Below are 22790 nucleotides of genomic sequence, written 5' to 3'. Positions count from 1 at the left end.
GTCTCTAGGTTCATAACTGCACTTTCGGCACTCACTCGGGACGCTGTTTTCCCGATGTCGATACGCCTGCTTGCTTAAAACTTCCTGAACCACCGCAGAGATCGCCAAGACCGTCCGGCGTTCATCATTTCTTATCCCCCGCCCGGCCAGGATGGGGCGGCAGGGAGGCGGCATGATCGACTGGGGCAGGATCGACGAACTGGCGGACGAACTCGGGGCCGATGATTTCGCCGAGGTGGCGGAGCTTTTTCTTGCCGAGATGGATGCCGAGATGGCGGCCTTGCCGCAGGCGGAAGGCGATGCGCGGGCCATGCGCGACCGGCTGCACAGCATCAAGGGCAGCGCGCTGAACCTGGGCTTTGCGCGGCTCGCGCAGCTTTGTGCCGAGGGCGAAGCCCGGGCAGAAGCCGGCGATGGCGCGCCCGTCGATTTTCCCGCGGTGCAGGCCGCGCTCGACGCATCGAAAAGGCTGTTCGCCGCCGGCCCGGCGGCCGTCACCGCGACGGCGGCGCCCGCTCAGATGCGACGATGAAGGCTGGGCAGATCGTGCGGGCCCTCGCGCATCACCCTGTCGCGCAGGCGCTGCATGCCGGAAATCCACGCCTCCGGCGCCTCCGCACGCATCCGTGCGTATTCTGCGGCTTCGGGATGGGGCAGGATCAGGAACCGGTCTTCCCGCAACCCGTCGAGGATACGCGCCGCCACGATGTCGGCGGTCAATACGCCGGGATGGGCGGGGGCCTCCGCTTCGGCATAGCCCAGAAGCGGCGTCGCCACGTAAAGCGGGCAGACCACCGCGGCGCGGATGCCCTGGTGCCCGTGCTCAATGGCCAGCGACTGGGCGAGGCTGACCGCGGCGTGTTTCGTCGCCGAATAGGCCGCATCGCCGATCTGCGACAAGAGACCGGCGGCGGAGGCCACGTTGACCAGCGCTCCCTCGCCCCGCGCGATCATTTCCGGCAGGAGAAGCCGCGCGAGACGCAGATGCGCCATCACATGCAGCTCGAACATCTGTTGCCAGACGTCATCGGGGGCCGAGGTCGGGCCATCCGGCTCCCCGCGCGCGATCCCGGCATTGGAGATCGCCATGTCGATCCGGCCCGCCCATCCGCGCGCGGCCTCCACCATCCGCGCCAGTGCGGCGGGGTCGGTCACGTCGCAGCCCAGACCGAGACCGCCGCATTCCCGCGCGACCGCCTCGGCGCCGGGCGCGTCGCGGTCGACGGCGATGACCCGGGAACCGGCATCGGCAAGGGCGAGGGCCAGCGCGCGCCCGATGCCCCGCGCTGCGCCGGTAATCAGGACGCTGCGGCCCGCGACCTCCATCAGATCAGGAATTCCGCCAGGACCTCGTCCTCGGTGATGTCCTGATAGGTGAAGCCCTGCTCGTCGAGATCCGCAAAGAGCCGGTCGAAATTCCGCGCATGGGTGGTCTCGATCCCGATCAGGACCGAGCCGAAATTCCGCGCGGATTTCTTCAGGTATTCGAACCGAGCGATGTCGTCCTCGGGGCCCAGCGTCTCGAGGAAGTCGCGCAGCGCACCCGGCCGCTGCGGAAGGCGCAGGATGAAGTACTTCTTCACGCCGGAATAGCGCTGCGCGCGTTCCTTCACCTCGGGCAGGCGTTCGAAATCGAAATTGCCGCCGGTGGTCACGCAAACCACGCGCTTGCCGCGGATCGACTGGCCCAGATCCTTGAGCGCGTCGACCGACAGCGCGCCCGCGGGCTCAAGCACGATCCCCTCGACGTTCAGCATCTCGAGGATGGTGGTGCAGAGCCGGTCTTCGGGGATGGTCAAGGTGTTGGCGAGCCCGACGCCCTTCAGCCGCGCGAAGGTCCGCTCTCCGATCCGGGCGACGGCCGCGCCATCGGTGAAGGTGTTGATCTTGTTCAGGGTCACCGGCTCCCCGGCGCGGAGCGCGGCGTGCAGGCAGGCGCCGCCCGCGGGTTCCACGAAGGTCCAGTTCGGACCGTTGCCGAAATAGCTGAGCATGCCGGCCGACAGCCCGCCGCCGCCCACCGGCAGGATGATGTGGTCGGGCGGGCTGCCCATTTCTTCCTCGATCTCGAAGGCGACGGTGCCCTGCCCCTCGATCACGTCGTCATCGTCGAAGGGCGACAGGAAATGCCCCCCCGCCTCGGCGCAGAAGGCCTGAGCGGCGCGCAGGCAATCGTCGAAGTAATCCCCGACCATGCGCAGCTCGACCGCGTCGCCGCCGAACATCCGCGTCTTCTGGATCTTCTGCTGCGGGGTCGTGACCGGCATGAAGATCACGCCCTTCTTGCCGAAATGGCGGCACATGAAGGCAACGCCCTGCGCGTGGTTGCCCGCCGAGGCCGCGACGAAGAGATCCTGGTCGGGCCGCTTGCGCATCGCGTTGAAGGCGCCGCGCAACTTGTAGGAGCGCACCGGGCTCAGGTCTTCCCGCTTGAGCCAGATATCGGCGCCGTATTGATCCGACAGATGGGCGTTGCGCAGAAGCGGCGTGGCCGGAAAGACCTCGCGCATGGCGTCGGCCGCGGCGCGGACGGTATCGGTGAATTCGCTCATGCCCCTTGGTGGCCGATGGGCCGCGCCAAGGCAAGCCGTCACTCGATTGGTCGGCCCTGCACGTAATGGCCGTAAAGCGTGGTCAGGACGGAGGCCGACACGAGAGTGACGAACCAGTTCACCACGATGAAGGCAATGTTCCCCAGCCCCTCGGACAAGGCCGCGATCACGAAGATCGGCATCTGGATCAGGATCGCCGCGAAGACACCGATGAAGGCCAGCGCGATGGCGGTGCCGGTTTCGCCGCGCGTGGCGTCCCAAGCCTCCTTGAAGCCGACCTGCGTGCCCATGGCGGCGGCCGGCAGGGCCGGTGCCAGCCGAAAGCCGAAGACGATGGCAAAGAACAGGCCCGCCAGGATCGCGAAGACCGACAGGACCGGGGCGATGGTCGCAACCAGCGTCGCGGGCAACACGATCACCAGCGCGATTGCGAAGCCGATCACGATCGAGCGCCAGAGATAGGACAGGATCGCGCCGCCGTGGAAGCGCGGCAGCCATCCTCCGGGGTATTCCTCGAGCAGGACGAAACGGTGCCAGGCGACCGCGATCCAGAGGGTGATGGCGAATTGCAACAGGATCGCGACGACCATGCCGCTGGCCTCGGACGGATCGATATCGGTCATGTCGCCACCGGCTGTCGGCCCGGCATCGAACGAGCCCAGAAACAGCACCTGCACCACCGCGTAGGCCGCGTAAAGCGCGCCCGAAATGCGCAAGGCATCCCAGCGATTGCGCCAGACCAGACGGACGGAATGCGAAAAGATATCCCAGGCTTTCATGGGTGAACGTCCTTCGGTCGACATCGCGCCTTGGCTAGCACGCCGCCCCGGCCCCGCCTAGGGTCCACCGCTTGCCCGTAGGTCGGAAACCGGCTAAGCGCCGCGCAAACGCAACGTGATCGGGGATTTCATCCATGTCTCAGCCGAAGAAAGTCGTTCTGGCCTATTCCGGAGGCCTCGATACGTCGATCATCCTGAAGTGGCTGCAGACCGAATATGGCTGCGAGGTCGTGACCTTCACCGCCGATCTGGGCCAGGGCGAAGAGCTCGAGCCCGCGCGCGAGAAGGCCGAGATGCTGGGCATCAAGCCCGAGAACATCTTCATCGAGGACGTGCGCGAGGAATTCGTGCGCGATTTCGTCTTCCCGATGTTCCGCGCCAATGCGCTCTATGAGGGGCTCTATCTCTTGGGCACGTCGATCGCTCGGCCGCTGATTTCCAAGCGGCTGATCGAGATCGCCGCCGAGACCGGCGCGGATGCCGTGGCCCATGGCGCCACGGGTAAGGGCAACGACCAGGTGCGCTTCGAGCTGGCGGCCTACGCGCTCAACCCCGATATCAAGGTCATCGCGCCCTGGCGGCTCTGGGACCTGACCTCGCGCACGAAGCTTCTGGATTTCGCCGAGAAGAACCAGATCCCCATCGCCAAGGACAAGCGCGGCGAGGCGCCCTTCTCGGTCGATGCGAACCTGTTGCACACCTCTTCCGAGGGCAAGGTGCTGGAAGATCCGGCCGAGGACGCGCCGGATTACGTCTACCAGCGCACGGTGAACCCCGAGGACGCGCCGGACCAGCCCGAATATATCGAGGTAACCTTCGAACAGGGCGACGCGGTCGCGATCAACGGCGAGGCGATGTCGCCCGCGACGATCCTGACCCGGCTCAACGAATACGGGCGGGTGCACGGGATCGGACGGCTGGACCTCGTGGAGGGCCGCTTCGTCGGCATGAAGTCGCGCGGCATCTACGAGACCCCGGGCGGCACCATCCTGCTTGAGGCGCATCGCGGGATCGAGCAGATCACCCTCGATCGCGGCGCGGCGCATCTCAAGGACGAGCTCATGCCGCGCTACGCCGAGTTGATCTATAACGGCTTCTGGTTCTCGCCCGAGCGCGAGATGCTGCAGGCTGCCATCGACCGCAGCCAGGAGCATGTGACCGGCACCGTCCGGCTGAAGCTCTACAAGGGTCTCGCGCGCACGGTCGGCCGCTGGTCGGAGCATTCGCTTTATTCCGAGGCCCACGTGACCTTCGAGGACGATGCCGGCGCCTACGACCAGAAGGACGCGGCGGGCTTCATCCAGCTCAACGCGCTGCGCCTGAAACTGCTGGCGGCGCGGAAAAAGCGTCTCGGCGGCTGATCCCGCCGCAGCGTCACGGATTGCGGGCGCGGGGCCGTCGGCCTAGCCCGCTAGCACGTCGCCAGGGGAAAGGTCCGACCATGACACTCGAAGAGCTTGCCGACATGCTGCGGCCGGGACTGACCCGCCATCCGCTGTCCGAGTCGCTGAAATTCGATTGCGGCGAGGCCGGGGCGATCACGCTTGACGGGGCGGAGGCACGCGTCGCCGACGATCCCGCCGATTGCACGATCCGCATCAGCGACGCCAATCTGGAGAAGCTCCTGAAGGGCAAGCTGAACCCGATGACCGCCTTCGCCATGGGCAAGATCAAGGTGTCGGGCGACGTGAGCGTCGCCATGAAGCTCAGCAAGCTGCTGGGCTGAGCCCGGCTTCCTTCTCCTTCCACCAAGCGCCTCGGCCGGGGCGTCATCGCGCCTCGGGCGTGCTTTCGGGTGTTGCGCGCGGGCCGGTGGCTTCGCGGGGCACATCGGAGTTCCGCGCCGCGAGGATGGCCGAAATCGCATAGGCTCGGTCCGGTGGCAGCCCTGCCATGATCGCTGCGGCCACATCGGGCTTCATCCGGGCGAGGAACCCGGCCGCGAATTCCGGCGCCATTTCGCGGAAGAGAAGCGCCGCATTCTTCGGCTTCATCCGCGAATAGACCTCCGTCAGTCCCGCCACATCGGCCTCCGCCGCGCCACGGGCCAGCGAGATGGTCTGCCGCAGCCGCGCCTCGGCATCGACCAGCGCCGTCATCTTCTCGGTGATTTCCGCCTCCGCGACCTTCAGCGCCTTCTCGCGCAGCCGGATCTCCTGCTCGCGCGCTTCGAGCCGGGCCTTCTGCACCCGGAGCGCGGCCAGAAGCGTGTCGGGCTCCGCCTCCATCATCTCGGACGCATCGCCCTCGGCGGTCATGGCCACGGGAACGGCATCCGCCGTATCGCCCGCGGCGCGCGCGATCAGCGTGTCGGCGCCCGACACGACTCGCAGCGCAGCCGAGGCAATCATCAGCCCGGCCAGCACCGCCAGCGTCCCGGTGCGGGAGCCCCGCCGCCGGATCATTCCGCCGCCTCGCGACGCGGGTGACGGGCGAAAACCGGTCTCGCATCGTCACGCGGAGCGGGCGCCGGACCGGATGGTGCAGGCGTGCCGTCCTGCAGATCGTGCAGCGAGGCGACCAGCAATTCGAGGCGCCGCGCCGCATCCTCCGCGCGATCCGTCACCTGTGTCAGCGAGGCGCTGGAGGCCCCGGCACTCGTCTGCGCGGCGCCCAGCGCCTTGCGCATGTCGTCCACCTGCGCCGACAGCACCGCGACAGCACTTCCCATGCCGCCTTCGAGATCGTTGAAGGCCCGCAGCCTCTTGGACAGCACGTAACAATAGAAAGCCGCGCCCAAGGCACCGGCAGCCAGCAAGATATCGGCGATGATCTGCATGAGAGACCCCCCTCAGTCCAAAACGAATTCCATGACAAGAAGATCGCGCATCCGGTCCTCACCGAGGACCAGCTGCAAGCGGCGCGTCAGCTGGCCGCGAATCACGAACAGCGCGTCCTGCGCCTCGATATCGGCGGGTTCGAGCGCTCGCAGATAGCCGTTCATGACGTCGAGGATGCGCGGCTCCAGCGCGGCGACATCGCCCTCGGCGCCCGCCACCGTCTCGATCGCGGCCTTGAACCGCAGATGCCGCGCGCCCGCATCGGGCCCGAGCGACACCAGAATCGGCGACAATTGCACGAACCGCACATCGGCGATGTTTTCGCCGTCATACATCGCCGGAAGCATCGCGGGCTTGGCGGTTTCGGCGTCGCCCGCCGGATCGCCCGACGCGCCGAAAAGCAGACCCTGGCTGACCGCGACGTAGCCGCCCGCCCCGCCGAGAACGGCCAGAACCGCCCCGAAGATCAGGGGCTTCTTGCCGGTTTTTCGGGTCTCGGGGCCCGGTTCGCCCTCGGTCTCGCCGGGTTCGACGCTGGTATCGGTCATCGGCACTCCTTTCGAGTCGCGAGACCAGATAAACGTGAATGAGCTAACCGCCTGTTAACGGGGATCGGCGAATTCTGGGCGAGGTCGAAGAAATTGACCGGGAATCAGGAGGTCGGACTTGCCCCAGCTTTTGGCGCTCTGGAACGGATTGTCGCTTGGCCGGAAGCTGGCGGTGGCCTTGTCCACCGCAGCGATGTTCGCGGCTGTTCTGGGATTGGCGCGGATGGCGTCGCAACCCGATATGGCGCTGCTTTATGCAGGGCTCGAACCGCAGGCCGCGGCGGACGTGGTCGCGGCGATCGAAAGCAGCGGCATCCCGTTCGAGGTGCAGGGCGGTGCCATCATGGTTCCCCGCGCGGAACGCGACGCGCTGCGGCTGACGCTGGCGGGCGAAGGCCTGCCCGCGAACAATGCCCAGGGGTACGAGCTTCTCGATTCGCTGACCGGCTTCGGCACCACGTCGCAGATGTTCGACGCCGCCTATTGGCGCGCCAAGGAAGGTGAGTTGGCGCGAACGATCCTCGCCACGCCGCAGGTATCCGCGGCACGCGTTCACATCGCGATGTCCGCCGCCAATCCCTTTCAGCGCGAGGTGACGCCGTCCGCCTCGGTGTCGGTCACCGGCGCGAACGGCGTGGTGGACGCGGAACGGGCGCGGGCGATCCGGTATCTCGTGGCTTCGGCCGTGCCCGGGCTCGTGCCCGACGATGTCTCCGTGATCGACAGCCGTGGCGGCCTGATCGGAGCGGAGGACGCGCAGGGCCTGGCCTCGTCCGAGGATCGCGCGGAGGCCTTGCGCAACCGTGTCCAGCGCATCGTCGAGGCGCGTGTCGGCGCGGGCAACGCCGTCGTCGCGGTCAGCGTCGATACCGTGACCGAAAGCGAACAGATCCGCGAGCGCAGGCTCGATCCGGATGGCCGCGTCGCGATCTCCTCCGATACCGAGGAACGGTCGGAACAGTCGAACAACCAGGGCAACGGCGACGTGACCGTGGCCTCGAACCTGCCCGACGGCGAGGCCGGGGGCGGCGACAGCTCCTCGGCGCAGCAAAGCGAAACCCGCGAGCGGGTGAATTACGAAGTCTCCGAGACCACGCGCGAGATCCTGCGCGCGCCGGGTGCGATCAGCCGCCTGACCGTGGCGGTTCTCGTCAATGGCGAGCTCGCAGATGGCCCCGACGGGCCGGTCTTCACGCCCCTCGCAGACGAAGAACAGGCCGCCCTGCGCGACCTCGTGGCCTCCGCCGTGGGCTTCAATGCCGAGCGTGGCGACGAGATCACCATCCGCTCGATGCCGTTCAACGCCCCCGAAGGCCTGGGGACCGAGGCCATCGCGCCAGGGATGTTCGACACGATGGCGCTCAATCCGCTGCGGCTGATCCAGATCGCGGTGCTGGCGCTCGTGGCGCTTGTCCTCGGCTTGTTCGTGATCCGCCCGATCCTGTCCCGCGCCACGACCGAGCCCGCCGCCCTGCCCGCACCGCAGGGCCTGGGCGCGCCGGAACTGGCCACGTCCGCGCCGAAAGCGTCACCGCTGGACGAGGCCGATACACCGCTGACTGGCGAGATCGACATGGGCGACGGCTTCCGGCCCATGGGCGATTCGCTGCCGCTCGGCAACGGTTTCGCCCCGCTCGAGGACCTCTCCTCGGAAGATCCCGTGGACCGGCTGCGCACGCTCATCGGCGAGCGCAAGGAAGAGACCGTCGAGATCCTGCGCAGCTGGCTCGAGGACCGCCCGGAGGAGTCACGCTGATGCAACTCACCGAACTGCTCACGGATTTCGCCCGTTCCGATGGCAGCGGGCCGGCCTCCGGCACGGCCGATACCGGGCCCGATGCGCAGGAGCAGCGCGATCTCGCGAGCTTCGACAAGGGCTATCGCGACGGCTGGGAAGACGCGATGGCCGCCGTCGAGAAGGAAGGCGGCCGCCTGCACAGCGACCTGTCGCAGAACCTGCGCGATCTTTCGTTCACCTACCACGAAGCCTACACCCACATCCTCGCCGCCATGGAGCCGTTGCTGACCCAGATCGCCACGGCGATCCTGCCCGCGGCCTTCGACGACAGCCTCCCGCGGCACCTCCTGGACCGGCTGATGGAACATGCCCGCACCTCCGGCGAGACGCTCGTCGAGATCGCGGTCAGCCCGCGCGAGTTGGCGCTGGTGGAACCGCTGGTCGACAGTGATCTGGGCTTTCCCGTCACCGTCGTCGCCGACGGCACGCTTGCGCCGGGACAGGCGGATATCCGCTTCAGCGAAGACCGCGAAGAACGCATCGACCTGACCGAAATGGCATCCGAGATCCGCGACGCGATCACGGGTTTCAGCACCGAAACACGGAGAACCGCCAATGGATGAGACCGCCGCCGCCCCGCGCCCCAAGACCGACACGCCGCTCACGCAGGTCCCGATCGAGATCACCGTCTCGGTTGGGCGCGCGCGGCCACTCGTCCGGGACCTCCTGAAACTCGATGAAGGCTCCGTGCTGACGCTCGACAAGTCACTGGACGACCCGGTGGAGCTGTTCGTGGGTGACCGGCTGATCGGCATCGGCGTTCTGGAAGTCGTGGAGGAAGGCGAGGCCGCCCGCCTCGCGGTGCGGCTGACCGAAGTCGCGGATATGAGCGGACGCAGTTGAGCCCGGCAAACGCCCCCCAGCATGCGGCGTCTGGCCGACCCGGGACCGCGAAAGACGGCGGGCGGTCGCGATGCGCCTCGTTCGGGCAGCGGCCCGGCCGGGCATCGCCGTCGCCCGGTCTCTTTCTTCTCGCTTCGCTTCTCGCCCTCCTCGCGGGCCCGGTTGCCGCGCAAGGGATCAGCATCGATCTTGGCGAGGGCGGCGGGCTGACGGCGACCAGCCTGCAACTCATCGCCCTCATCACGCTTCTGAGCCTCGCACCCGGCATCGCGATCATGATCACCTGCTTTCCGTTCATGGTGACCGTCTTCGCGATCCTCCGGCAGGCAATCGGCCTGCAGCAATCCCCGCCCAACATGCTGATCGTCAGCCTCGCGCTGTTCCTGACCTACTTCGTCATGGAGCCGGTCTTCACCGAGGCCTACAATGCGGGCGTCGTCCCGCTTCTCGACGAGGAGCTCGAGCTGGTGCCCGCCGTCACCGCCGCACTGGCGCCGTTCCGCGACTTCATGGCCGGCCGCGTCGATCCCGACACGTTCCGCGCCATGGCCGACCTGCGCCCCGACGCGGTGGGCACCGAGCGCAGCCCGGATGCGCCGCTTTCGGTTCTCGTCCCCAGTTTCCTGCTCTCCGAGATCGCGCGCGCCTTCCAGATCGGCTTCCTGATCTTCCTGCCGTTTCTCATCATCGACCTCGTGGTCGCCGCGATCCTGATGTCGATGGGCATGATGATGGTTCCCCCAGCCATCGTGTCGCTGCCCTTCAAGCTGGCGTTCTTCGTCGTGGCGGACGGCTGGTCACTCTTGGCCGGATCGCTTGTCCGATCCTATTTCTGAGACAGCCTTGAGCGGCCCCGCTGATCCGGGACGACACGCCGCGAAATTGGTCATTCAGGTCCCGCGACGGGTGGCGATATGACGCGCATCGGGGCTTTGACCTTTAGACTCGCGGCCGCACGTCGTAGTAACATGCCTTTACGGATCAGACCGGGGGACCCATGCAAGACCGGACGGAACCGACCACGGACTACGACCTTTTCGTCATTGGCGGCGGCATCAACGGATGCGGCATTGCCCGTGACGCCAGCGGACGCGGCCTGAAGACTGCGCTTGCGGAGATGAACGACCTCGCCTCGGCGACCTCGTCGGCCTCGACGAAGCTGTTTCACGGCGGCCTGCGCTACCTCGAATATTTCGAGGTCCGGCTGGTCCGCGAAAGCCTGATCGAGCGGGAAACGCTCTTGCGCGCCATGCCGCACATTTCCTGGCCGATGCGCTTCGTTCTGCCCTTCCACAAGGACATGCGCTTCGACAATGCGACGCCGACATCCCGGCTGCTGAAAACGGTCATGCCCTGGATGAAGGGGCGGCGCCCCGGATGGCTGATCCGGCTGGGCCTGTTCATGTACGACAACCTCGGCGGACGGGAAATCCTGCCCGGCACCAAGACGCTCGATCTGTCGAAATCGATCGAAGGCGGCCCGCTGAAAGACAAGTTCAAGCATGCCTACGAATATTCCGACGCCTGGGTGCAGGATTCGCGGCTCGTCGTTCTGAATGCCCGCGACGCCGAAGCTCGCGGCGCCGAGATCATGACGCGCACGAAGGTCATCTCGGCCGATCGCGTGGACGACCACTGGGAAGTAGTGCTCGAGGATCGGCGCGACGGACAGCAACGCCGCATCACCGCCAAGATGCTGGTCAATGCGGGCGGCCCCTGGGTCGGCGACATCATCCGCACCAAGGTGCGCTCGAACGCCAAGGAAGGCGTCCGCCTCGTGCGCGGCAGCCATATCGTGACCCGCAAGCTCTACGATCACGACAAGTGCTACTTCTTCCAGGGCACCGACGGGCGGATCATCTTCGCCATCCCCTACGAGCAGGATTTCACACTGATCGGCACCACCGACAGCGAACAGGACAACCCCGACAAGAAGCCCGAATGCACCGACGAGGAGATGGATTACCTCCTAAACTTCGCCTCGAACTATTTCGAGAACCCGGTGACGCGCGACGACGTGGTCTGGACCTATTCCGGCGTGCGCCCGCTTTACGACGACGGCAACAAGAGCGCGACGGCGGCCACACGGGATTACACGCTGAAGGTTGACGACACCGGCGGCGCGCCGGTCCTGAACATCTTCGGCGGAAAGATCACCACCTATCGGCGCCTCGCCGAACACGCGCTCGAGAAGATCGTGCCGTTCTTCCCCGGGACCAAGGGCGCCTGGACCGCGGGCGTCACCCTGCCGGGCGGCGATTTCAAGGTCGCCGAGACGCGCGGCCGGATCACGATGCTGGCGGAGGAATATCCCTTCCTCGGCGACAAGTGGGCCGAGCGGATGATCCGCCATTACGGCACCGAGGCCTGGGACATCTTGGGCGAGGCCAAGTCCGTCGAGGATCTGGGCGAGAATTTCGGGGGCACCCTGACCGAGGCCGAGGTGATGTGGCTGATCGACAAGGAATATGCCGAGACCGCGGAGGACGTGATCTGGCGCCGCACGAAGCTCGGTCTGCGTCTCGACGAGCCCGAGATCGACGCGCTCGAGACCTTCATGCAGGATGCGCTTCTGATGAAACGCACGGAGGCGGCGGAATAGTCCCGCCGCCCCCTGGCTTTCCCGCGATGATGCGGATGCGGACCCGGCCTTGCGCCGGGTCCTGTCGTTTCCGGCTCAGCCCAAAACGGTCTTGATCGCCGTCGCGGTCTTGTCCGCGATCTCGTCCGCCTCGGCTTCGGTCAGGCAGAAGGGCGGCGCGTAGCCCAGGATATCGCCCTGCGGCATGGCCCGCGCGATGACGCCCTGCTCCAACAGCGCCGCGGCGACGCTGGGACCGACCTTCTTCGAGGCCTCGAAGAAGGTCCGGTTGTCGCGATCCTCGACAAGTTCGACCGCGCAGAGCATGCCGTCGCCGCGCACCTCGCCCACATGGGCATGCGCGCCCACCGCTTCGGCCATCACCTTGTTCAGGTAGGCGCCGACCCGGCCCGCATTGCCGACGAGGTCCAGCTCTTCGATCAGCTTGAGGTTGGCGACACCCGCCGCCGCACCGATCGGATGCGCCGAATAGGTCCAGCCATGGCCGATCGGGCCGTTCTCGTCCGTGCCCTGCTCCAGCACCTTCCACATCTTGTCCGAGACGATCGACCCCGACAGCGGCGCATAGGCCGAGGTCAGGCCCTTCGCGATGGTCATCAGGTCGGGCTTCAGCCCGTAATGGGTCGAGCCGAACATGGTTCCGAGGCGCCCAAACCCGGTCACGACCTCGTCCGCGATGAGCAGGATGTCGTTCTTGTCCAGAACCGCCTGGATCGCCTCCCAATAACCTGCGGGCGGGGGCACAATGCCGCCGGTGCCGAGGATCGGCTCGCCGATGAAGGCCGCGATGGTGTCTGCGCCTTCCTGTTCGATCAGCGCCTCAAGCTCGGCCGCGCAATGGGCGGTGAAATCCGCCTCGGTCATGGCGGTGTCCGGGCGGCGGTAATAATACGGCGCCTCGGTGTGGATCACCTGTCCGAAGGGCAGGTCGAACTTCTTGTGGAAAAGCTCGAGCCCGGTGAGCGAGCCGGTCATCAGCCCCGAGCCGTGATAGCCGCGCCAGCGCGAGATGATCTTCTTCTTCTCGGGGCGGCCCAGCACGTTGTTGTAATACCAGACGAGCTTGATGTTGGTCTCGTTCGCATCGGAACCCGACAGCCCGAAATAGACCTTCGACATGTGCTCGGGCGCGCGGTCGAGGACCATCTTCGACAGCGTGATCGAGGCCTCCGTGCCGTGGCCCACATAGGCGTGGTAATAGGCAAGCTCCTTGGCCTGCGCGGCGATGGCCTCGGCGATGTCCTGACGCCCGTAGCCCACGTTGACGCAATAGAGCCCGGCGAAGGCATCCAGCATCCGGTTGCCGTCACGGTCCTCGATATGGCAGCCCTGACCGCCGGTGATGACCCTGTGCGGCACGTTCCCGCGGGCGAATTCCGCCAGATGGGTCGAGGGGTGGAAGAAGTTCTCGCGGTCCCACTTCTCCAGCATGTCGTTCTTGAGCATGATGCTTCCTTTCTGTCTCAACGGGCGAAGCCGCCGGGCGCGGCCGCCGAACCTTTACTCAGCCCCAGTCACGGCAGACGTACTTGATTTCGGTGAAGGCCTCCAAGCCCTGTCTTGCACCTTCGCGCCCAAGGCCCGATTGCTTCATGCCGCCGAAGGGAATGGGCGCACCGGTGACCTTGGTGCGGTTCACCGCGACCATGCCGAATTGCAGCTTGCGGCTGACCCGGTAGATGCGGCGCGGATCCTGGCTGTGTACGTAGGCGACAAGCCCGTATTCGGTGGCGTTCGCCTTGGCGACGACCTCTTCCTCCGTGTCGAAAGGCAGGATCGCGGCGACCGGCCCGAAGGTCTCCTCGTGCAGAATATCGGCATTGTCGGGCACATCGGCCAGCACGGTCGGCGCATAGAAAAGCGGGCCCAGATCGTCGCGCCGCCTGCCGCCGCATTTCAGCACGGCACCCTTGGCCAGCGCATCGGCGACATGCGCCTCCTGCTTCTGCACCGCCTTTTCGTTCATCAGCGGTCCCAGATCGGCATCGTCGAGCCCCTTGGCCATGCTCAGGGCCTGCGTCGCGGCGGTGAACTTCTCGACGAAGGCGTCGTATATCGCGCGCTCCACGAAAATGCGGTTGGCGCCGAGGCAATCCTGCCCGGTCGTGGCGAACTTAGCCTTGATCGTCTCTGTTACGGCCTGATCGAGGTCCGCGCCCTTGAACACGATAACCGGCGCGTGGCCGCCCAGCTCCATGATCAGCGACTTCACGCTGCCCGCGCATTGGCGATAGAGAAGCCGCCCGACCTCGGTCGAACCGGTGAAGGAGAGAACGCGCACGCGGGGATCCTGCGTCCAGGGCTCCACAATGGTCGGCGCGGCGCCGGTCACGACGTTGAACACGCCCGGCGGGAAGCCCGCGCGCTCGGCCAGCTCCGCGAGGGCCAGGGCCGAGAACGGCGTCTCGGCCGAAGGATGCGCCAAGATGGTGCAGCCTGCCGCCAGCGCCGCCGCGGCCTTGCGCGTCAGCATCGCCGAGGGGAAGTTCCACGGCGTGATGAGCGCGGCGACGCCCATGGGCTCGCGCCACAGCTCGACCTCCGCATCGGGCAGATGCGAGGTGACGCCCTCGATATTCGGGCGGCGGGTCTCTTCGGCGTAGAACTCGATGAAATCGGCCGCATAGGCGATCTCGCCCCGCGCCTCGGACAGGGGCTTGCCCTGCTCCAGCGTCATCAGAAGCGCCAGGTCCTCCTGGTGTTCCAGCATCAGCGCTTGCCAGCGGCGCAGAAGCCGCGCGCGTTCCTGCGGCAGAGTCTCGGACCAGGTGGCGAAAGCGCGGTCCGCAGCGTCGACCGCTTCGGTCGCATCCGCGGCGGACAATGCCGCGACCTCACCCAGCCATTCGCCATCGGCGGGGTTGGTGACGGCAATCGCCGCGCCATCCGGGGCACCGCGCCACTTGCCGTCGATATAGGAGAAGGGCCGCACGAGCCGCGCATCGGTCAGCGCGGCAAGCGGCGATTTCGGAAAGGTGCGATGGACGGTCATCGAAGAATCCCCTCGGGTTGGCGAATGCGATGCGGTCAGGTTAGGGTGCGCAGTCCGGAAGAGGGGACTGAAGATCGCCGCCCCGGCAGAGGAAACCTCCATGATCGGGGCCCGCGCCAGAGGATTCCTCTGACGCGCCGCGTTGCTGGTCTTGCCTCTTGGAAAAATGCGCGGAGCAGCGTTCAGTCATCCATGTCCAGAAGGCCGAGTGGCAGACCGTAGCTCGATTTCACCGGCTTCGTGACGATGTAGGTGTAATAGCGCGCGAGCCCGATCTCGGCATCGAGCAGCCGGTCGATGAGCCGCTGATACGCGTCGATATCCTGCGTCACCACCTGGATCAGGTAATCGAAGCCGCCGCCCAGCGCCCACGCCCAGGTGACCTCGTCATGGCGCCGGATCGCATCCTCGAAGGATTGGAAATCGCGCGCCCGGTGACCATCAAGTTCGCAGGCGACGAAGACCGTCACATGGGGTCCGAACGCCTTGTAGGCGATCCGCGCGCCGTAGCCTTCGATCACCCCGGCTTTCTCGAGCTTCTTCAGCCGCTCCCAGGCGGGTGTGGGTGACAGGCCCACGCGGTCGGCCAGCTCCGCCTTGGTGATCCGGCCCTCCGCGGACAGCACCCGCAGGATCTCGATATCGCGCGCGTCGAGACGGACCATGGCTCAGGTCCGCCGAATGTTTCGGGAGAAGGCAATCGCATCGCGGCGCATGCGGCGAACATGGCGCGACCGCAGCGGAATGAAAAGACATCCGCGCCGCTTTCAGACTGTCACGCATCCGGAGCCCGGTCTATCGTCGCGCCATGAACACCCATGCCGATCTCGATACCCGCCGCTCCTGGATCCGTCTGGGGCTCACGCTGATCGTGGCCACCACCGGCAATATCGGCATGTGGGCGGTGATCTCCGTCCTGCCCGAAGTGGCGGCAGAATTCGAGGTCTCGCGCGGCGCGGCCTCCCTGCCCTATTCGGCGACCATGCTGGGCTTTGCGTTGGGCAACCTCGTGATCGGGCGCGTCGTCGACCGCTACGGCATGGCCCTGACGCTGGCCTTGATGGGGCTGGGCCTCGCCTGCGCCTACAGCGCCGCGGCGCTGGCGGGCTCGATCATCGTTCTGGCGATGGTGCAATTCGTGATCGGCTTCCTGACGGCAGGCTCGTTCGGCCCGCTCATCGCCGATGTCTCGCAATGGTTCCTCAAGCGACGCGGCATCGCGGTCGGGGTGGCGGCCTCGGGCAATTACCTTTCGGGCGCGTTCTGGCCGCTGGCGCTGGGTTGGCTGGGCGGGGATGCGGGCTGGCGTTGGGATTACGGGGCGCTGGCCGTGGCGTCGCTGGTGATCCTCGTCCCGATGAGCGCGCTTTTCCGCACCCGCGTGGATGCCGGCGCGCTGGCGGTGTCCGAAGCGCAGGCCAGCGCCCGCGCCGGCCGGACCGGGCTCTCGCCGCGCCAGCTACAATGGGCGCTCGGGATTGCCGGGATCGGGTGCTGCGTCGCGATGTCGATGCCGCAGGTGCATATCGTGGCATTGTCGGTCGATCTCGGTTTCGGCGCGGCGGTGGGCAAGGAATTGCTGTCGCTCATGCTTCTGGGCGGCGTGGTCTCGCGGCTGGCCTCGGGCTTTCTGGCCGACCGTCTGGGCGGTATCCCGACGCTGCTGATCGGGTCGGTCCTGCAATGCATCGCGCTCATTCTGTACCTGCCCGCGGGCGGATTGACGTCGCTTTACATCGTCAGCCTGATCTTCGGGCTGAGCCAGGGCGGTATCATCCCGTCCTACGCGGTCATCGTCCGCGAATACCTTCCGGCCCGCGAAGCCGGGGCGCGCGTGGGCTTCGTCATCATGATGACGATCCTCGGCATGGCCTTCGGCGGCTGGCTCTCGGGCGCGATCTACGACGCGACGGGATCCTACGCTCTGGCGTTCTGGAACGGCATTCTGTGGAACTGTCTGAACATCGCCATCGTCCTCGCGATCCTGTTCCGCTCCCGCGCGCGCCGGATGCCGTTGCCCGCCGAGAGGTCGTAGCGCATACGCCGCTTGCCCGCGACCTCGTTCTGCCCGGCGACGCGGCCATGGGCCTCGAACCCCCGGCTTTGGTAATAGATCAGCCCGCCGTGATTGTCGGCCCGGATATCGGCACCGATCCAGCGATAGCCCAGCGCCCGGGCCGCCTTTGTCGACGCCTCGAACAGTGCCGATCCGATGTCGAGCCCGCTGCGGCCGGGCCGCACGAAGGTCGCGATGTTGCAAGCCTCGGGCGGCAGGTCGCCTTGCGGCTCGATATATTGAAAGCCGAGGATCGTGCCGCACTCATCCTCCGCCACATGCCAGGCGCCGGTATCGCGATGCCGGCGCATCGAGCCGTAGAGCTCGTCCGCCGTGACCGCGCGGGGTACCACGGCGGTCCCGCCCGCGCCGGCGATCTCGTTCAGCAACTCGGCCATCTGCCGGACATCGAGCCGCCCGGCCCGGCGCACCATCACCTTCACGACGCGGCCAGAAGCTCCGCATGGCGGGCGGTGAAATCAGCGCGCACTTCCACCGGCGGACGCAGCGTGATCTTCAGATCCGCGATCATGTCCGCGGGGGGCCGCCCGAAAAAGCGATCCGCCTCGCTCTCGGCAAATCCCGCGATCTCGGTCGCCTCCATCCAGGCCGAGACCTTGTCGGCGCGCTTGATCCGACGCTTCAGCGTCTTCGACGTGATCGCGGGCAGTCCGAACCGGATGTGGATCGCCGCGGACAGCCGGTCGTCGAGCGTGCCGTATTCCGGCCCGACCGCCGCCTTCACCGGCGAGATCATGTCCCCGATCACGTATTCCGGCGCGTCGTGCAGAAGCGCCGTCAGCCGGTCCGCAGCACTCGCCTTCGGGCACATGCGGGAAAAGATCGTCTCCACCAGCAGGGAATGCTCGGCCACGGAATAGGGGAAATCGCCCCGGGTCTGCCCGTTCCAGCGCGCCACGAAGGCCAGCCCGTGGGCGATATCCTCGATCTCGATATCGACGGGCGTCGGATCGAGAAGGTCGAGCCTGCGGCCCGACAGCATGCGTTGCCAGGCGCGGGGCGGTCTCGAAGCCATGGCTGTGTCCTTTTTTGCCTTGGATGCGATCAGGGTCGTCGCTTTTGAAGCCAAGGGCGGGAGGTGTGGCAAGGTGGCAAGCCACTGTCAATTGTCCTGAAACGGTCTTGATGCTATGGCCGATGCAACAGCATTTTTCAGGACTTCGCACATGGCCAAAGACTACATCGTAAAGGACATCTCGCTTGCCGGTTACGGCCGCAAGGAGCTGGACATCGCCGAGACGGAAATGCCGGGCCTGATGGCCTGCCGCGAGGAGTTCGGCGAAAGCCAGCCGCTCAAGGGCGCGCGCATCGTGGGCTCGCTGCATATGACCATCCAGACCGCCGTTCTGATCGAGACGCTGACGGCACTCGGCGCCGATGTCCGCTGGGCGTCGTGCAACATCTTCTCGACGCAGGACCACGCCGCCGCCGCCATCGCCGAGGCGGGCGTGCCGGTCTTCGCCATCAAGGGCCAGACGCTGGAAGAGCATTGGGATTACCTCGACAAGTCGTTCCAGTTCGAGGACGGGCCCAACATGATCCTCGACGATGGCGGCGACGCCACACTCTACGTGCTGCTCGGTGCCCGCGCCGAGGCCGGCGAGGACATCCTTCCCGTGCCCGCCTCCGAGGAGGAAGAGGTCGTCAAGGCGCAGATCAAGAAGCGCATGGCGCAGAGCCCGGGCTGGTTCACCAAGGTCCGCGACCAGATCAAGGGCGTCTCCGAAGAGACGACGACCGGTGTCAACCGGCTCTATCAACTGGTCAAGGAAGGCCAGCTGCCCTTCCCGGCGATCAACGTGAACGACAGCGTCACCAAGTCGAAATTCGACAACAAGTACGGCTGCAAGGAAAGCCTCGTCGACGGCATCCGCCGCGCAACCGACACGATGATGGCCGGCAAGGTCGCCGTGGTGCTGGGCTACGGCGATGTGGGCAAGGGCTCCGCGGCCAGCTTGCGCGGCGCGGGCGCGCGCGTGAAGGTGACCGAGGTCGACCCGATCTGCGCCCTGCAGGCGGCGATGGACGGCTTCGAGGTCGTGCTGCTGGAGGACGTGATCGACAGTGCCGACATCTTCATCACCACGACCGGCAACAAGGACGTGATCCGCATCGAGCACATGCGCGAGATGAAGGACATGGCGATCGTCGGCAATATCGGCCATTTCGACAATGAAATCCAGGTGGCGAGCCTGAAGAACCACAAGTGGACGAACATCAAGGAACAGGTGGACATGATCGAGATGCCCTCGGGCAACCGCATCATCCTGCTGTCCGAGGGCCGTCTTCTGAACCTCGGCAACGCCACCGGCCACCCGTCCTTCGTGATGTCGGCGTCCTTCACCAACCAGGTGCTGGCGCAGATCGAGCTGTGGAAGAACGGCGGCGAGTACGAGAACAAGGTCTACATCCTGCCCAAGCATCTCGACGAGAAGGTCGCGCGGCTGCATCTCGACCGGATCGGCGTGAAGCTGACGCCGCTCGCCCCGGACCAGGCCGCCTATATCGGCGTGTCGCCCGAAGGCCCATTCAAGCCCGAGCATTACCGCTACTGATCGGACGGTCCCGACGGACCAGGTAAAACGGCCCCGGCGCTTCGTCGCCGGGGTCTCTTCGTGTCAAACGTGCGAAAAAGGGCGCGGAAGACACGAAAAAACCGGCTCTCCCCCGCCGCAAGCGTGCAGTTTCGATTTTTTGCTTGAGCGGTCCGGTCCCGCCTGCATACCTTTCGCCCGGGAGCCTCGCCGCGACGTCCGAGGCCGGGTAGAGAGGGATACAAGACATGGGAAAGCGTGACGAACTCATCGCAAAATATGCCGATGATCTGCGCAATAAGTGTGGCATGCAGCCCGACATGGACCTGCTGACCAAGGTCACGATCGGCTGCGGACCGGCGATCTACAACGACGACGCCTCGACGGTCGCAGGCTCCGACAAGGCCGAGCTGGAGACGATCAAGAAGAATTTCCTGATGAAGAAGCTGGGCCTGCCCGACAGTCCGGACCTGATGGCCGGCATCGACGCCGTGATCGAGACCTATGGCCGTTCGGAGCGCAACAAGTACCGCGCCGTCGTCTATTACATGCTCACGAAGCACTTCAACAAGGACGCGGCCTACGCCTGATCCGCGGCGTATCCTGAAATCGGAAACGCCCCGCGCCACGCAGGCCGGGGCGTTTTTCGCTTAAACAGAGCCTGTTTTCAGGCCTCGACGCCACCCAGCGCGCAGACCACGCGCCATTCCGCCTCGGTCACGGGCTGAACCGACAGCCGCGCCTGCTTTACCAGCGCCATCTCCGACAGCCGGTCATCCGCCTTCACCTGGTCGAGCGTCACCGGCCTCTCGAACGGCCGCAGCGCCTTGATGTCCACACAATCCCAGCGGTCATCGTCGGTCCTGCTGTCGGGATGCGCCTCCGCGATGATCTCGACGATGCCGACGACGGCCTTCTCCTTCTGGGAATGGTAGAAGAAGCCGCGATCGCCCACGGACATCTCGCGCATAAAGTTCCGCGCCTGATAGTTGCGCACGCCGTCCCATTCCTCTCCTGCATCGCCCTTGGCGACCTGGTCGTCCCACGACCATTCCGACGGTTCGGATTTGAAAAGCCAGTAGCGCATCAGCCGATCACCCGGTTCCATTCCGATAGCTCGACCGAGGCGAAGAGCCCCGCCTTGCCATAGGGATCGCCCGCGGCCCAGGCCTCCGCGGCGGCCATGTCGGGCACGTCGAGCACGATGATCGACCCGGCCATCGCACCGTCTTCCATCACCGGACCCGCCTGCTGCACGCAACCGGTCTCTTTCAGATAGGCGAGATGCGCATCGCGGTTGGCTTTGCGTATCTCGAGGGCGCCGGGCTTGTCCCGTGCGATCAGAACCACAAGCATCGTCTTGTCCTTTCGGTTGATATCAGGCCTTGGCCCCCTTCTTGCCCGACCCCACGAGCGGCTGCGCCCCAGGATCGAGCGGCCAGCGCGGCCGGGCCTTGAGCGTCATGTCGGAGCGGTGGCCCGCCGCGAACAATTCGGAACCCGCATAGGCGATCATGGCCGCGTTGTCGGTACAAAGCGACAGTGGCGGCGCGGTGAAGCGAAGACCGCTTCGGGCGCAAAGCGTCTCTGACTCGGCCCGGATCGCGCGGTTCGCGGCAACACCACCGGCGATGGCGAAGGCCGGTTGAGCCGGCGCGTCCTCGAGGTAAAGCGCAATCGCTCGGCGGGTCTTTTCGGTCAGAACATCGCGGATCGCGGCCTGAAACCCGGCGCAGAGATCCGCGCGGTCGGTTTCCGTCAGCCCGCCTTTTTCGGCCACGATCCGGTCCCGCTCGCGCAGCAGCGCGGTCTTCAGACCGGAAAAGCTCATGTCGCAACCGGGCCGGTCCAGAAGTGGGCGCGGGAACCGGAACCGCGTGGAATTGCCGCGGCGCGCGGCGTCTTCGACCGCGGGCCCGCCCGGCTGCGGAAGACCCAGCAGGCGCGCGGTCTTGTCGAAGGCCTCACCCGGCGCGTCGTCAATGGTCCCGCCCAGGCGCTGAAACCTGTCCGCTCCGCGCACGATCAGGAACTGGCAATGCCCGCCCGAAATCAGCAGCATGAGGTAGGGATAGGCCAGATCGTCCGTCAGCCGCGGCGTCAGGGCGTGCCCGGCGAGGTGGTTCACCCCGATCAGCGGTTTACCGGCGCCCGCCGCCAGACCCTTGGCGCACATGACCCCGGACAGCACGCCGCCGATCAGACCCGGGCCCGCCGTCACCGCGATGGCATCGACCGCTGCCAGCCTCAGGCCGGATCGCGACAGCGCCTCGGCGACGGCGAGGTCCAATTTCTCGGCATGGGCGCGGGCGGCGATCTCGGGCACGACGCCGCCGAAAGCCGCGTGCAGCTCGGTCTGGCCCATGACCACATTCGACAGGATCTCCCGGCCGCGCAGGATTGCCGCCGACGTGTCGTCGCAGCTGCTTTCCAGTCCAAGCGTGATCAGCGGGGCGGTCATGTTGCATATCCGTTGCGCGCGAGCAGCCCACGGGGTAGCACCGATTATGGCCCAGCCACAATATCGGCGGTATGCATGCCCGCTCCGATCCTTCTTCTTACCCGACCCGAAGCGGCCGCGCAGGCCTTCGCCGAAGAGCTGACCTCCGAGGGGATTCGGCCCGAGACCTGTATCGTCAGCCCGCTAATCGAGATTTCGTTCCTGCCGCATGTGCCGCGCATGGACCGGTATCAGGGTCTGATCTTCACCTCGGCGAACGGCGTGGCCGCCTATCGCGCGGCGGGTGGCCCTTTCCGCGAGACCTGCTTCACCGTGGGCGACGCCACCGCTGCCGCGGCGCGCGACGCGGGCCTGCACCCGATTTCGGCGGATGGGGCGGCGTCGGACCTGATCGCGCTGATCGCGGAGGCGAAACCCGCCGCGCCGCTTCTGCACCTGCGTGGAGAGCACAGCCGCGGTGCTGTCGCGGAAACGCTGAGTTCCGCGGGAATAGAGACGGATTCCGCCGTGCTCTACACCCAGAATCTCGTGCCGCTGTCGGCGGAAGCGCGCGGCTTTCTCGCTGGCGCAGTACCGGTCGTGGCGCCCTTCTTCTCGCCGCGCACGGCACGGGCCTTCGCGGAACATGGTCCTTTCGATGCGCCGCTTTATCTTGCAGCCATGAGCGAGGCGGTCGCGGACCCGCTTGCGGGCCTCGGCGCGCGCGCACTCGAACGGGCCGCCCACCCAAACGGCACGGCGCTGCGTCGCACCGTCAAGGGATTGTGGCGCAAGGCGCAATCGCTTGAGGGCCGGGATACAGGCCAGTAAGGTCGTGGAAATAC

At 66.3% G+C, this 22790-nt stretch carries 26 protein-coding genes; 12 read left to right on the top strand and 14 right to left on the bottom strand.

Translation table 11 applies throughout. The annotated features are described in order from the left end of the window. Positions 1 to 172: 172 nt before the first annotated feature. The gene (locus BW990_RS00845; RefSeq protein WP_076444053.1) at positions 173 to 532 is read left to right on the top strand and encodes an Hpt domain-containing protein; all 360 of its coding nucleotides are present in this window, start codon (positions 173 to 175) and stop codon (positions 530 to 532) included. Here BW990_RS00845 and BW990_RS00840 read toward each other — a convergent pair. From BW990_RS00840 to BW990_RS00830, 3 genes are read right to left on the bottom strand one after another with little or no spacing between them, the layout of a single operon-like run. Beyond that, the gene (locus BW990_RS00840) at positions 517 to 1326 is read right to left on the bottom strand and encodes an SDR family NAD(P)-dependent oxidoreductase (RefSeq protein ID WP_076444051.1); all 810 of its coding nucleotides are present in this window, start codon (positions 1324 to 1326) and stop codon (positions 517 to 519) included. The two genes, BW990_RS00845 and BW990_RS00840, sit on opposite strands and share 16 nt — an antisense overlap. Further along, positions 1326 to 2552, bottom strand: coding sequence for a threonine ammonia-lyase IlvA (gene ilvA / locus BW990_RS00835; RefSeq protein ID WP_076444049.1), 1227 nt, complete (start codon positions 2550 to 2552; stop codon positions 1326 to 1328). The genes BW990_RS00840 and ilvA overlap by 1 nt, the downstream gene beginning before the upstream one ends. A gap of 38 nt (positions 2553 to 2590) precedes the next feature. Continuing rightward, positions 2591 to 3331 carry a hypothetical protein gene (locus BW990_RS00830; RefSeq protein WP_076444047.1) on the bottom strand — a complete coding sequence of 247 codons (741 nt, stop codon included), beginning with the start codon at positions 3329 to 3331 and terminating at the stop codon, positions 2591 to 2593. 134 nt (positions 3332 to 3465) lie between these two features. Between BW990_RS00830 and BW990_RS00825 the strand changes: the two genes are divergently transcribed. Both BW990_RS00825 and BW990_RS00820 read left to right on the top strand, forming a co-directional pair. After that, the gene (locus tag BW990_RS00825) at positions 3466 to 4692 is read left to right on the top strand and encodes an argininosuccinate synthase (RefSeq protein WP_076444045.1); all 1227 of its coding nucleotides are present in this window, start codon (positions 3466 to 3468) and stop codon (positions 4690 to 4692) included. A gap of 80 nt (positions 4693 to 4772) precedes the next feature. Then, positions 4773 to 5057 carry an SCP2 sterol-binding domain-containing protein gene (locus tag BW990_RS00820; protein WP_076444043.1) on the top strand — a complete coding sequence of 95 codons (285 nt, stop codon included), beginning with the start codon at positions 4773 to 4775 and terminating at the stop codon, positions 5055 to 5057. Between the two features lie 43 nt (positions 5058 to 5100). Here the strand turns inward: BW990_RS00820 and BW990_RS00815 are convergent, their stop codons facing one another. The 3 genes from BW990_RS00815 to BW990_RS00805 are packed head-to-tail and all read right to left on the bottom strand — an operon-like array spanning position 5101 to position 6659. Next, entirely contained in the window at positions 5101 to 5736 is a 636-nt protein-coding gene (locus BW990_RS00815) for a MotE family protein (protein ID WP_076444041.1), read from the bottom strand. After that, positions 5733 to 6110: a hypothetical protein gene (locus BW990_RS00810; protein ID WP_076444039.1), complete on the bottom strand. Its 378-nt coding sequence runs from the start codon at positions 6108 to 6110 to the stop codon at positions 5733 to 5735. Before BW990_RS00810 ends, BW990_RS00815 begins: the two co-directional genes overlap by 4 nt. Before the next feature lie 12 nt (positions 6111 to 6122). Beyond that, the gene (locus tag BW990_RS00805) at positions 6123 to 6659 is read right to left on the bottom strand and encodes a flagellar basal body-associated FliL family protein (protein WP_076444037.1); all 537 of its coding nucleotides are present in this window, start codon (positions 6657 to 6659) and stop codon (positions 6123 to 6125) included. Between the two features lie 118 nt (positions 6660 to 6777). On the opposite strand from BW990_RS00805, the gene fliF reads away from it, so the two are divergent. The 5 genes from fliF to glpD all read left to right on the top strand — a co-directional run bounded on the left by fliF (position 6778) and on the right by glpD (position 11902). Further along, entirely contained in the window at positions 6778 to 8415 is a 1638-nt protein-coding gene (gene fliF / locus BW990_RS00800; protein WP_076444035.1) for a flagellar basal-body MS-ring/collar protein FliF, read from the top strand. Continuing rightward, positions 8415 to 9020: a FliH/SctL family protein gene (locus tag BW990_RS00795; protein ID WP_083950419.1), complete on the top strand. Its 606-nt coding sequence runs from the start codon at positions 8415 to 8417 to the stop codon at positions 9018 to 9020. Before fliF ends, BW990_RS00795 begins: the two co-directional genes overlap by 1 nt. Next, positions 9013 to 9300, top strand: coding sequence for a FliM/FliN family flagellar motor switch protein (locus BW990_RS00790; RefSeq protein ID WP_076444031.1), 288 nt, complete (start codon positions 9013 to 9015; stop codon positions 9298 to 9300). The genes BW990_RS00795 and BW990_RS00790 overlap by 8 nt, the downstream gene beginning before the upstream one ends. Then, positions 9297 to 10136, top strand: a complete 840-nt coding sequence (gene fliP, locus BW990_RS00785; RefSeq protein WP_083950418.1) for a flagellar type III secretion system pore protein FliP — start codon at positions 9297 to 9299, stop codon at positions 10134 to 10136. The genes BW990_RS00790 and fliP overlap by 4 nt, the downstream gene beginning before the upstream one ends. Before the next feature lie 161 nt (positions 10137 to 10297). Next, positions 10298 to 11902, top strand: a complete 1605-nt coding sequence (gene glpD / locus BW990_RS00780; RefSeq protein ID WP_076444029.1) for a glycerol-3-phosphate dehydrogenase — start codon at positions 10298 to 10300, stop codon at positions 11900 to 11902. A 75-nt stretch (positions 11903 to 11977) separates the two neighbouring features. On the opposite strand, the gene BW990_RS00775 is transcribed toward glpD, so the two are convergent. The 3 genes from BW990_RS00775 to BW990_RS00765 all read right to left on the bottom strand — a co-directional run bounded on the left by BW990_RS00775 (position 11978) and on the right by BW990_RS00765 (position 15559). After that, positions 11978 to 13348, bottom strand: coding sequence for an aspartate aminotransferase family protein (locus BW990_RS00775; protein ID WP_076444027.1), 1371 nt, complete (start codon positions 13346 to 13348; stop codon positions 11978 to 11980). A gap of 58 nt (positions 13349 to 13406) precedes the next feature. After that, positions 13407 to 14894, bottom strand: coding sequence for an NAD-dependent succinate-semialdehyde dehydrogenase (locus BW990_RS00770; RefSeq protein WP_076444024.1), 1488 nt, complete (start codon positions 14892 to 14894; stop codon positions 13407 to 13409). A gap of 182 nt (positions 14895 to 15076) precedes the next feature. Further along, positions 15077 to 15559, bottom strand: a complete 483-nt coding sequence (locus tag BW990_RS00765) for an Lrp/AsnC family transcriptional regulator (protein ID WP_076444021.1) — start codon at positions 15557 to 15559, stop codon at positions 15077 to 15079. Between the two features lie 143 nt (positions 15560 to 15702). Here BW990_RS00765 and BW990_RS00760 point away from each other — a divergent pair, with 143 nt between their 5' ends. Then, the gene (locus BW990_RS00760; RefSeq protein ID WP_076444019.1) at positions 15703 to 16929 is read left to right on the top strand and encodes an MFS transporter; all 1227 of its coding nucleotides are present in this window, start codon (positions 15703 to 15705) and stop codon (positions 16927 to 16929) included. On the opposite strand, the gene BW990_RS00755 is transcribed toward BW990_RS00760, so the two are convergent. Together BW990_RS00755 and BW990_RS00750 are read right to left on the bottom strand one after the other, a co-directional pair. Continuing rightward, positions 16812 to 17384, bottom strand: a complete 573-nt coding sequence (locus BW990_RS00755; protein ID WP_083950453.1) for a GNAT family N-acetyltransferase — start codon at positions 17382 to 17384, stop codon at positions 16812 to 16814. The two genes, BW990_RS00760 and BW990_RS00755, sit on opposite strands and share 118 nt — an antisense overlap. A gap of 5 nt (positions 17385 to 17389) precedes the next feature. Next, the gene (locus BW990_RS00750; RefSeq protein ID WP_076444016.1) at positions 17390 to 17986 is read right to left on the bottom strand and encodes an HD domain-containing protein; all 597 of its coding nucleotides are present in this window, start codon (positions 17984 to 17986) and stop codon (positions 17390 to 17392) included. Positions 17987 to 18137: 151 nt separating this feature from the next. Between BW990_RS00750 and ahcY the strand changes: the two genes are divergently transcribed. After that, positions 18138 to 19526, top strand: a complete 1389-nt coding sequence (gene ahcY / locus BW990_RS00745) for an adenosylhomocysteinase (protein WP_076444014.1) — start codon at positions 18138 to 18140, stop codon at positions 19524 to 19526. Between the two features lie 227 nt (positions 19527 to 19753). After that, entirely contained in the window at positions 19754 to 20095 is a 342-nt protein-coding gene (locus tag BW990_RS00740; RefSeq protein ID WP_076444012.1) for a DUF2853 family protein, read from the top strand. A gap of 77 nt (positions 20096 to 20172) precedes the next feature. Here BW990_RS00740 and BW990_RS00735 read toward each other — a convergent pair whose 3' ends face one another. Genes BW990_RS00735 through tsaD form a run of 3 tightly spaced genes read right to left on the bottom strand, consistent with a single transcriptional unit; the run spans position 20173 to position 21966 of the window. Beyond that, positions 20173 to 20592 (bottom strand): EVE domain-containing protein, encoded by a 420-nt coding sequence (locus BW990_RS00735; RefSeq protein ID WP_076444010.1) that lies wholly within the window; start codon positions 20590 to 20592, stop codon positions 20173 to 20175. Then, positions 20592 to 20861 (bottom strand): YciI family protein, encoded by a 270-nt coding sequence (locus BW990_RS00730; protein WP_076444008.1) that lies wholly within the window; start codon positions 20859 to 20861, stop codon positions 20592 to 20594. The genes BW990_RS00735 and BW990_RS00730 overlap by 1 nt, the downstream gene beginning before the upstream one ends. 22 nt (positions 20862 to 20883) lie before the next feature. After that, entirely contained in the window at positions 20884 to 21966 is a 1083-nt protein-coding gene (gene tsaD, locus BW990_RS00725) for a tRNA (adenosine(37)-N6)-threonylcarbamoyltransferase complex transferase subunit TsaD (RefSeq protein WP_076444006.1), read from the bottom strand. A gap of 75 nt (positions 21967 to 22041) precedes the next feature. Here tsaD and BW990_RS00720 point away from each other — a divergent pair, with 75 nt between their 5' ends. After that, positions 22042 to 22776 carry a uroporphyrinogen-III synthase gene (locus BW990_RS00720; protein WP_076444004.1) on the top strand — a complete coding sequence of 245 codons (735 nt, stop codon included), beginning with the start codon at positions 22042 to 22044 and terminating at the stop codon, positions 22774 to 22776. The last annotated feature ends 14 nt before the right edge of the window (positions 22777 to 22790 follow it).

The sequence above is a fragment of the Roseivivax lentus genome, from assembly GCF_900156805.1.
Lineage (GTDB): Bacteria > Pseudomonadota > Alphaproteobacteria > Rhodobacterales > Rhodobacteraceae > Roseivivax > Roseivivax lentus.
The sequence above is the reverse complement of the archived record's forward strand: the minus strand, read 5'-3'. Positions and strand labels throughout refer to the sequence as shown.

Bases quoted from the DNA above. Each gene is read 5' to 3' on its own strand.
- BW990_RS00735 (WP_076444010.1), bottom strand. From the start codon at position 20,592: ATGCGCTACTGGCTTTTCAAATCCGAACCGTCGGAATGGTCGTGGGAC.
- BW990_RS00795 (WP_083950419.1), top strand. From the start codon at position 8,415: ATGCAACTCACCGAACTGCTCACGGATTTCGCCCGTTCCGATGGCAGC.
- BW990_RS00755 (WP_083950453.1), bottom strand. From the start codon at position 17,384: ATGGTGCGCCGGGCCGGGCGGCTCGATGTCCGGCAGATGGCCGAGTTG.
- BW990_RS00830 (WP_076444047.1), bottom strand. From the start codon at position 3,331: ATGAAAGCCTGGGATATCTTTTCGCATTCCGTCCGTCTGGTCTGGCGC.
- BW990_RS00720 (WP_076444004.1), top strand. From the start codon at position 22,042: ATGCCCGCTCCGATCCTTCTTCTTACCCGACCCGAAGCGGCCGCGCAG.
- BW990_RS00760 (WP_076444019.1), top strand. From the start codon at position 15,703: ATGAACACCCATGCCGATCTCGATACCCGCCGCTCCTGGATCCGTCTG.
- BW990_RS00730 (WP_076444008.1), bottom strand. From the start codon at position 20,861: ATGCTTGTGGTTCTGATCGCACGGGACAAGCCCGGCGCCCTCGAGATA.
- ilvA (WP_076444049.1), bottom strand. From the start codon at position 2,552: ATGAGCGAATTCACCGATACCGTCCGCGCCGCGGCCGACGCCATGCGC.
- BW990_RS00775 (WP_076444027.1), bottom strand. From the start codon at position 13,348: ATGCTCAAGAACGACATGCTGGAGAAGTGGGACCGCGAGAACTTCTTC.
- BW990_RS00820 (WP_076444043.1), top strand. From the start codon at position 4,773: ATGACACTCGAAGAGCTTGCCGACATGCTGCGGCCGGGACTGACCCGC.
- BW990_RS00825 (WP_076444045.1), top strand. From the start codon at position 3,466: ATGTCTCAGCCGAAGAAAGTCGTTCTGGCCTATTCCGGAGGCCTCGAT.
- BW990_RS00790 (WP_076444031.1), top strand. From the start codon at position 9,013: ATGGATGAGACCGCCGCCGCCCCGCGCCCCAAGACCGACACGCCGCTC.
- ahcY (WP_076444014.1), top strand. From the start codon at position 18,138: ATGGCCAAAGACTACATCGTAAAGGACATCTCGCTTGCCGGTTACGGC.
- BW990_RS00815 (WP_076444041.1), bottom strand. From the start codon at position 5,736: ATGATCCGGCGGCGGGGCTCCCGCACCGGGACGCTGGCGGTGCTGGCC.
- BW990_RS00740 (WP_076444012.1), top strand. From the start codon at position 19,754: ATGGGAAAGCGTGACGAACTCATCGCAAAATATGCCGATGATCTGCGC.
- glpD (WP_076444029.1), top strand. From the start codon at position 10,298: ATGCAAGACCGGACGGAACCGACCACGGACTACGACCTTTTCGTCATT.
- BW990_RS00845 (WP_076444053.1), top strand. From the start codon at position 173: ATGATCGACTGGGGCAGGATCGACGAACTGGCGGACGAACTCGGGGCC.
- tsaD (WP_076444006.1), bottom strand. From the start codon at position 21,966: ATGACCGCCCCGCTGATCACGCTTGGACTGGAAAGCAGCTGCGACGAC.
- BW990_RS00805 (WP_076444037.1), bottom strand. From the start codon at position 6,659: ATGACCGATACCAGCGTCGAACCCGGCGAGACCGAGGGCGAACCGGGC.
- BW990_RS00810 (WP_076444039.1), bottom strand. From the start codon at position 6,110: ATGCAGATCATCGCCGATATCTTGCTGGCTGCCGGTGCCTTGGGCGCG.
- BW990_RS00765 (WP_076444021.1), bottom strand. From the start codon at position 15,559: ATGGTCCGTCTCGACGCGCGCGATATCGAGATCCTGCGGGTGCTGTCC.
- BW990_RS00770 (WP_076444024.1), bottom strand. From the start codon at position 14,894: ATGACCGTCCATCGCACCTTTCCGAAATCGCCGCTTGCCGCGCTGACC.
- BW990_RS00750 (WP_076444016.1), bottom strand. From the start codon at position 17,986: ATGGCTTCGAGACCGCCCCGCGCCTGGCAACGCATGCTGTCGGGCCGC.
- BW990_RS00840 (WP_076444051.1), bottom strand. From the start codon at position 1,326: ATGGAGGTCGCGGGCCGCAGCGTCCTGATTACCGGCGCAGCGCGGGGC.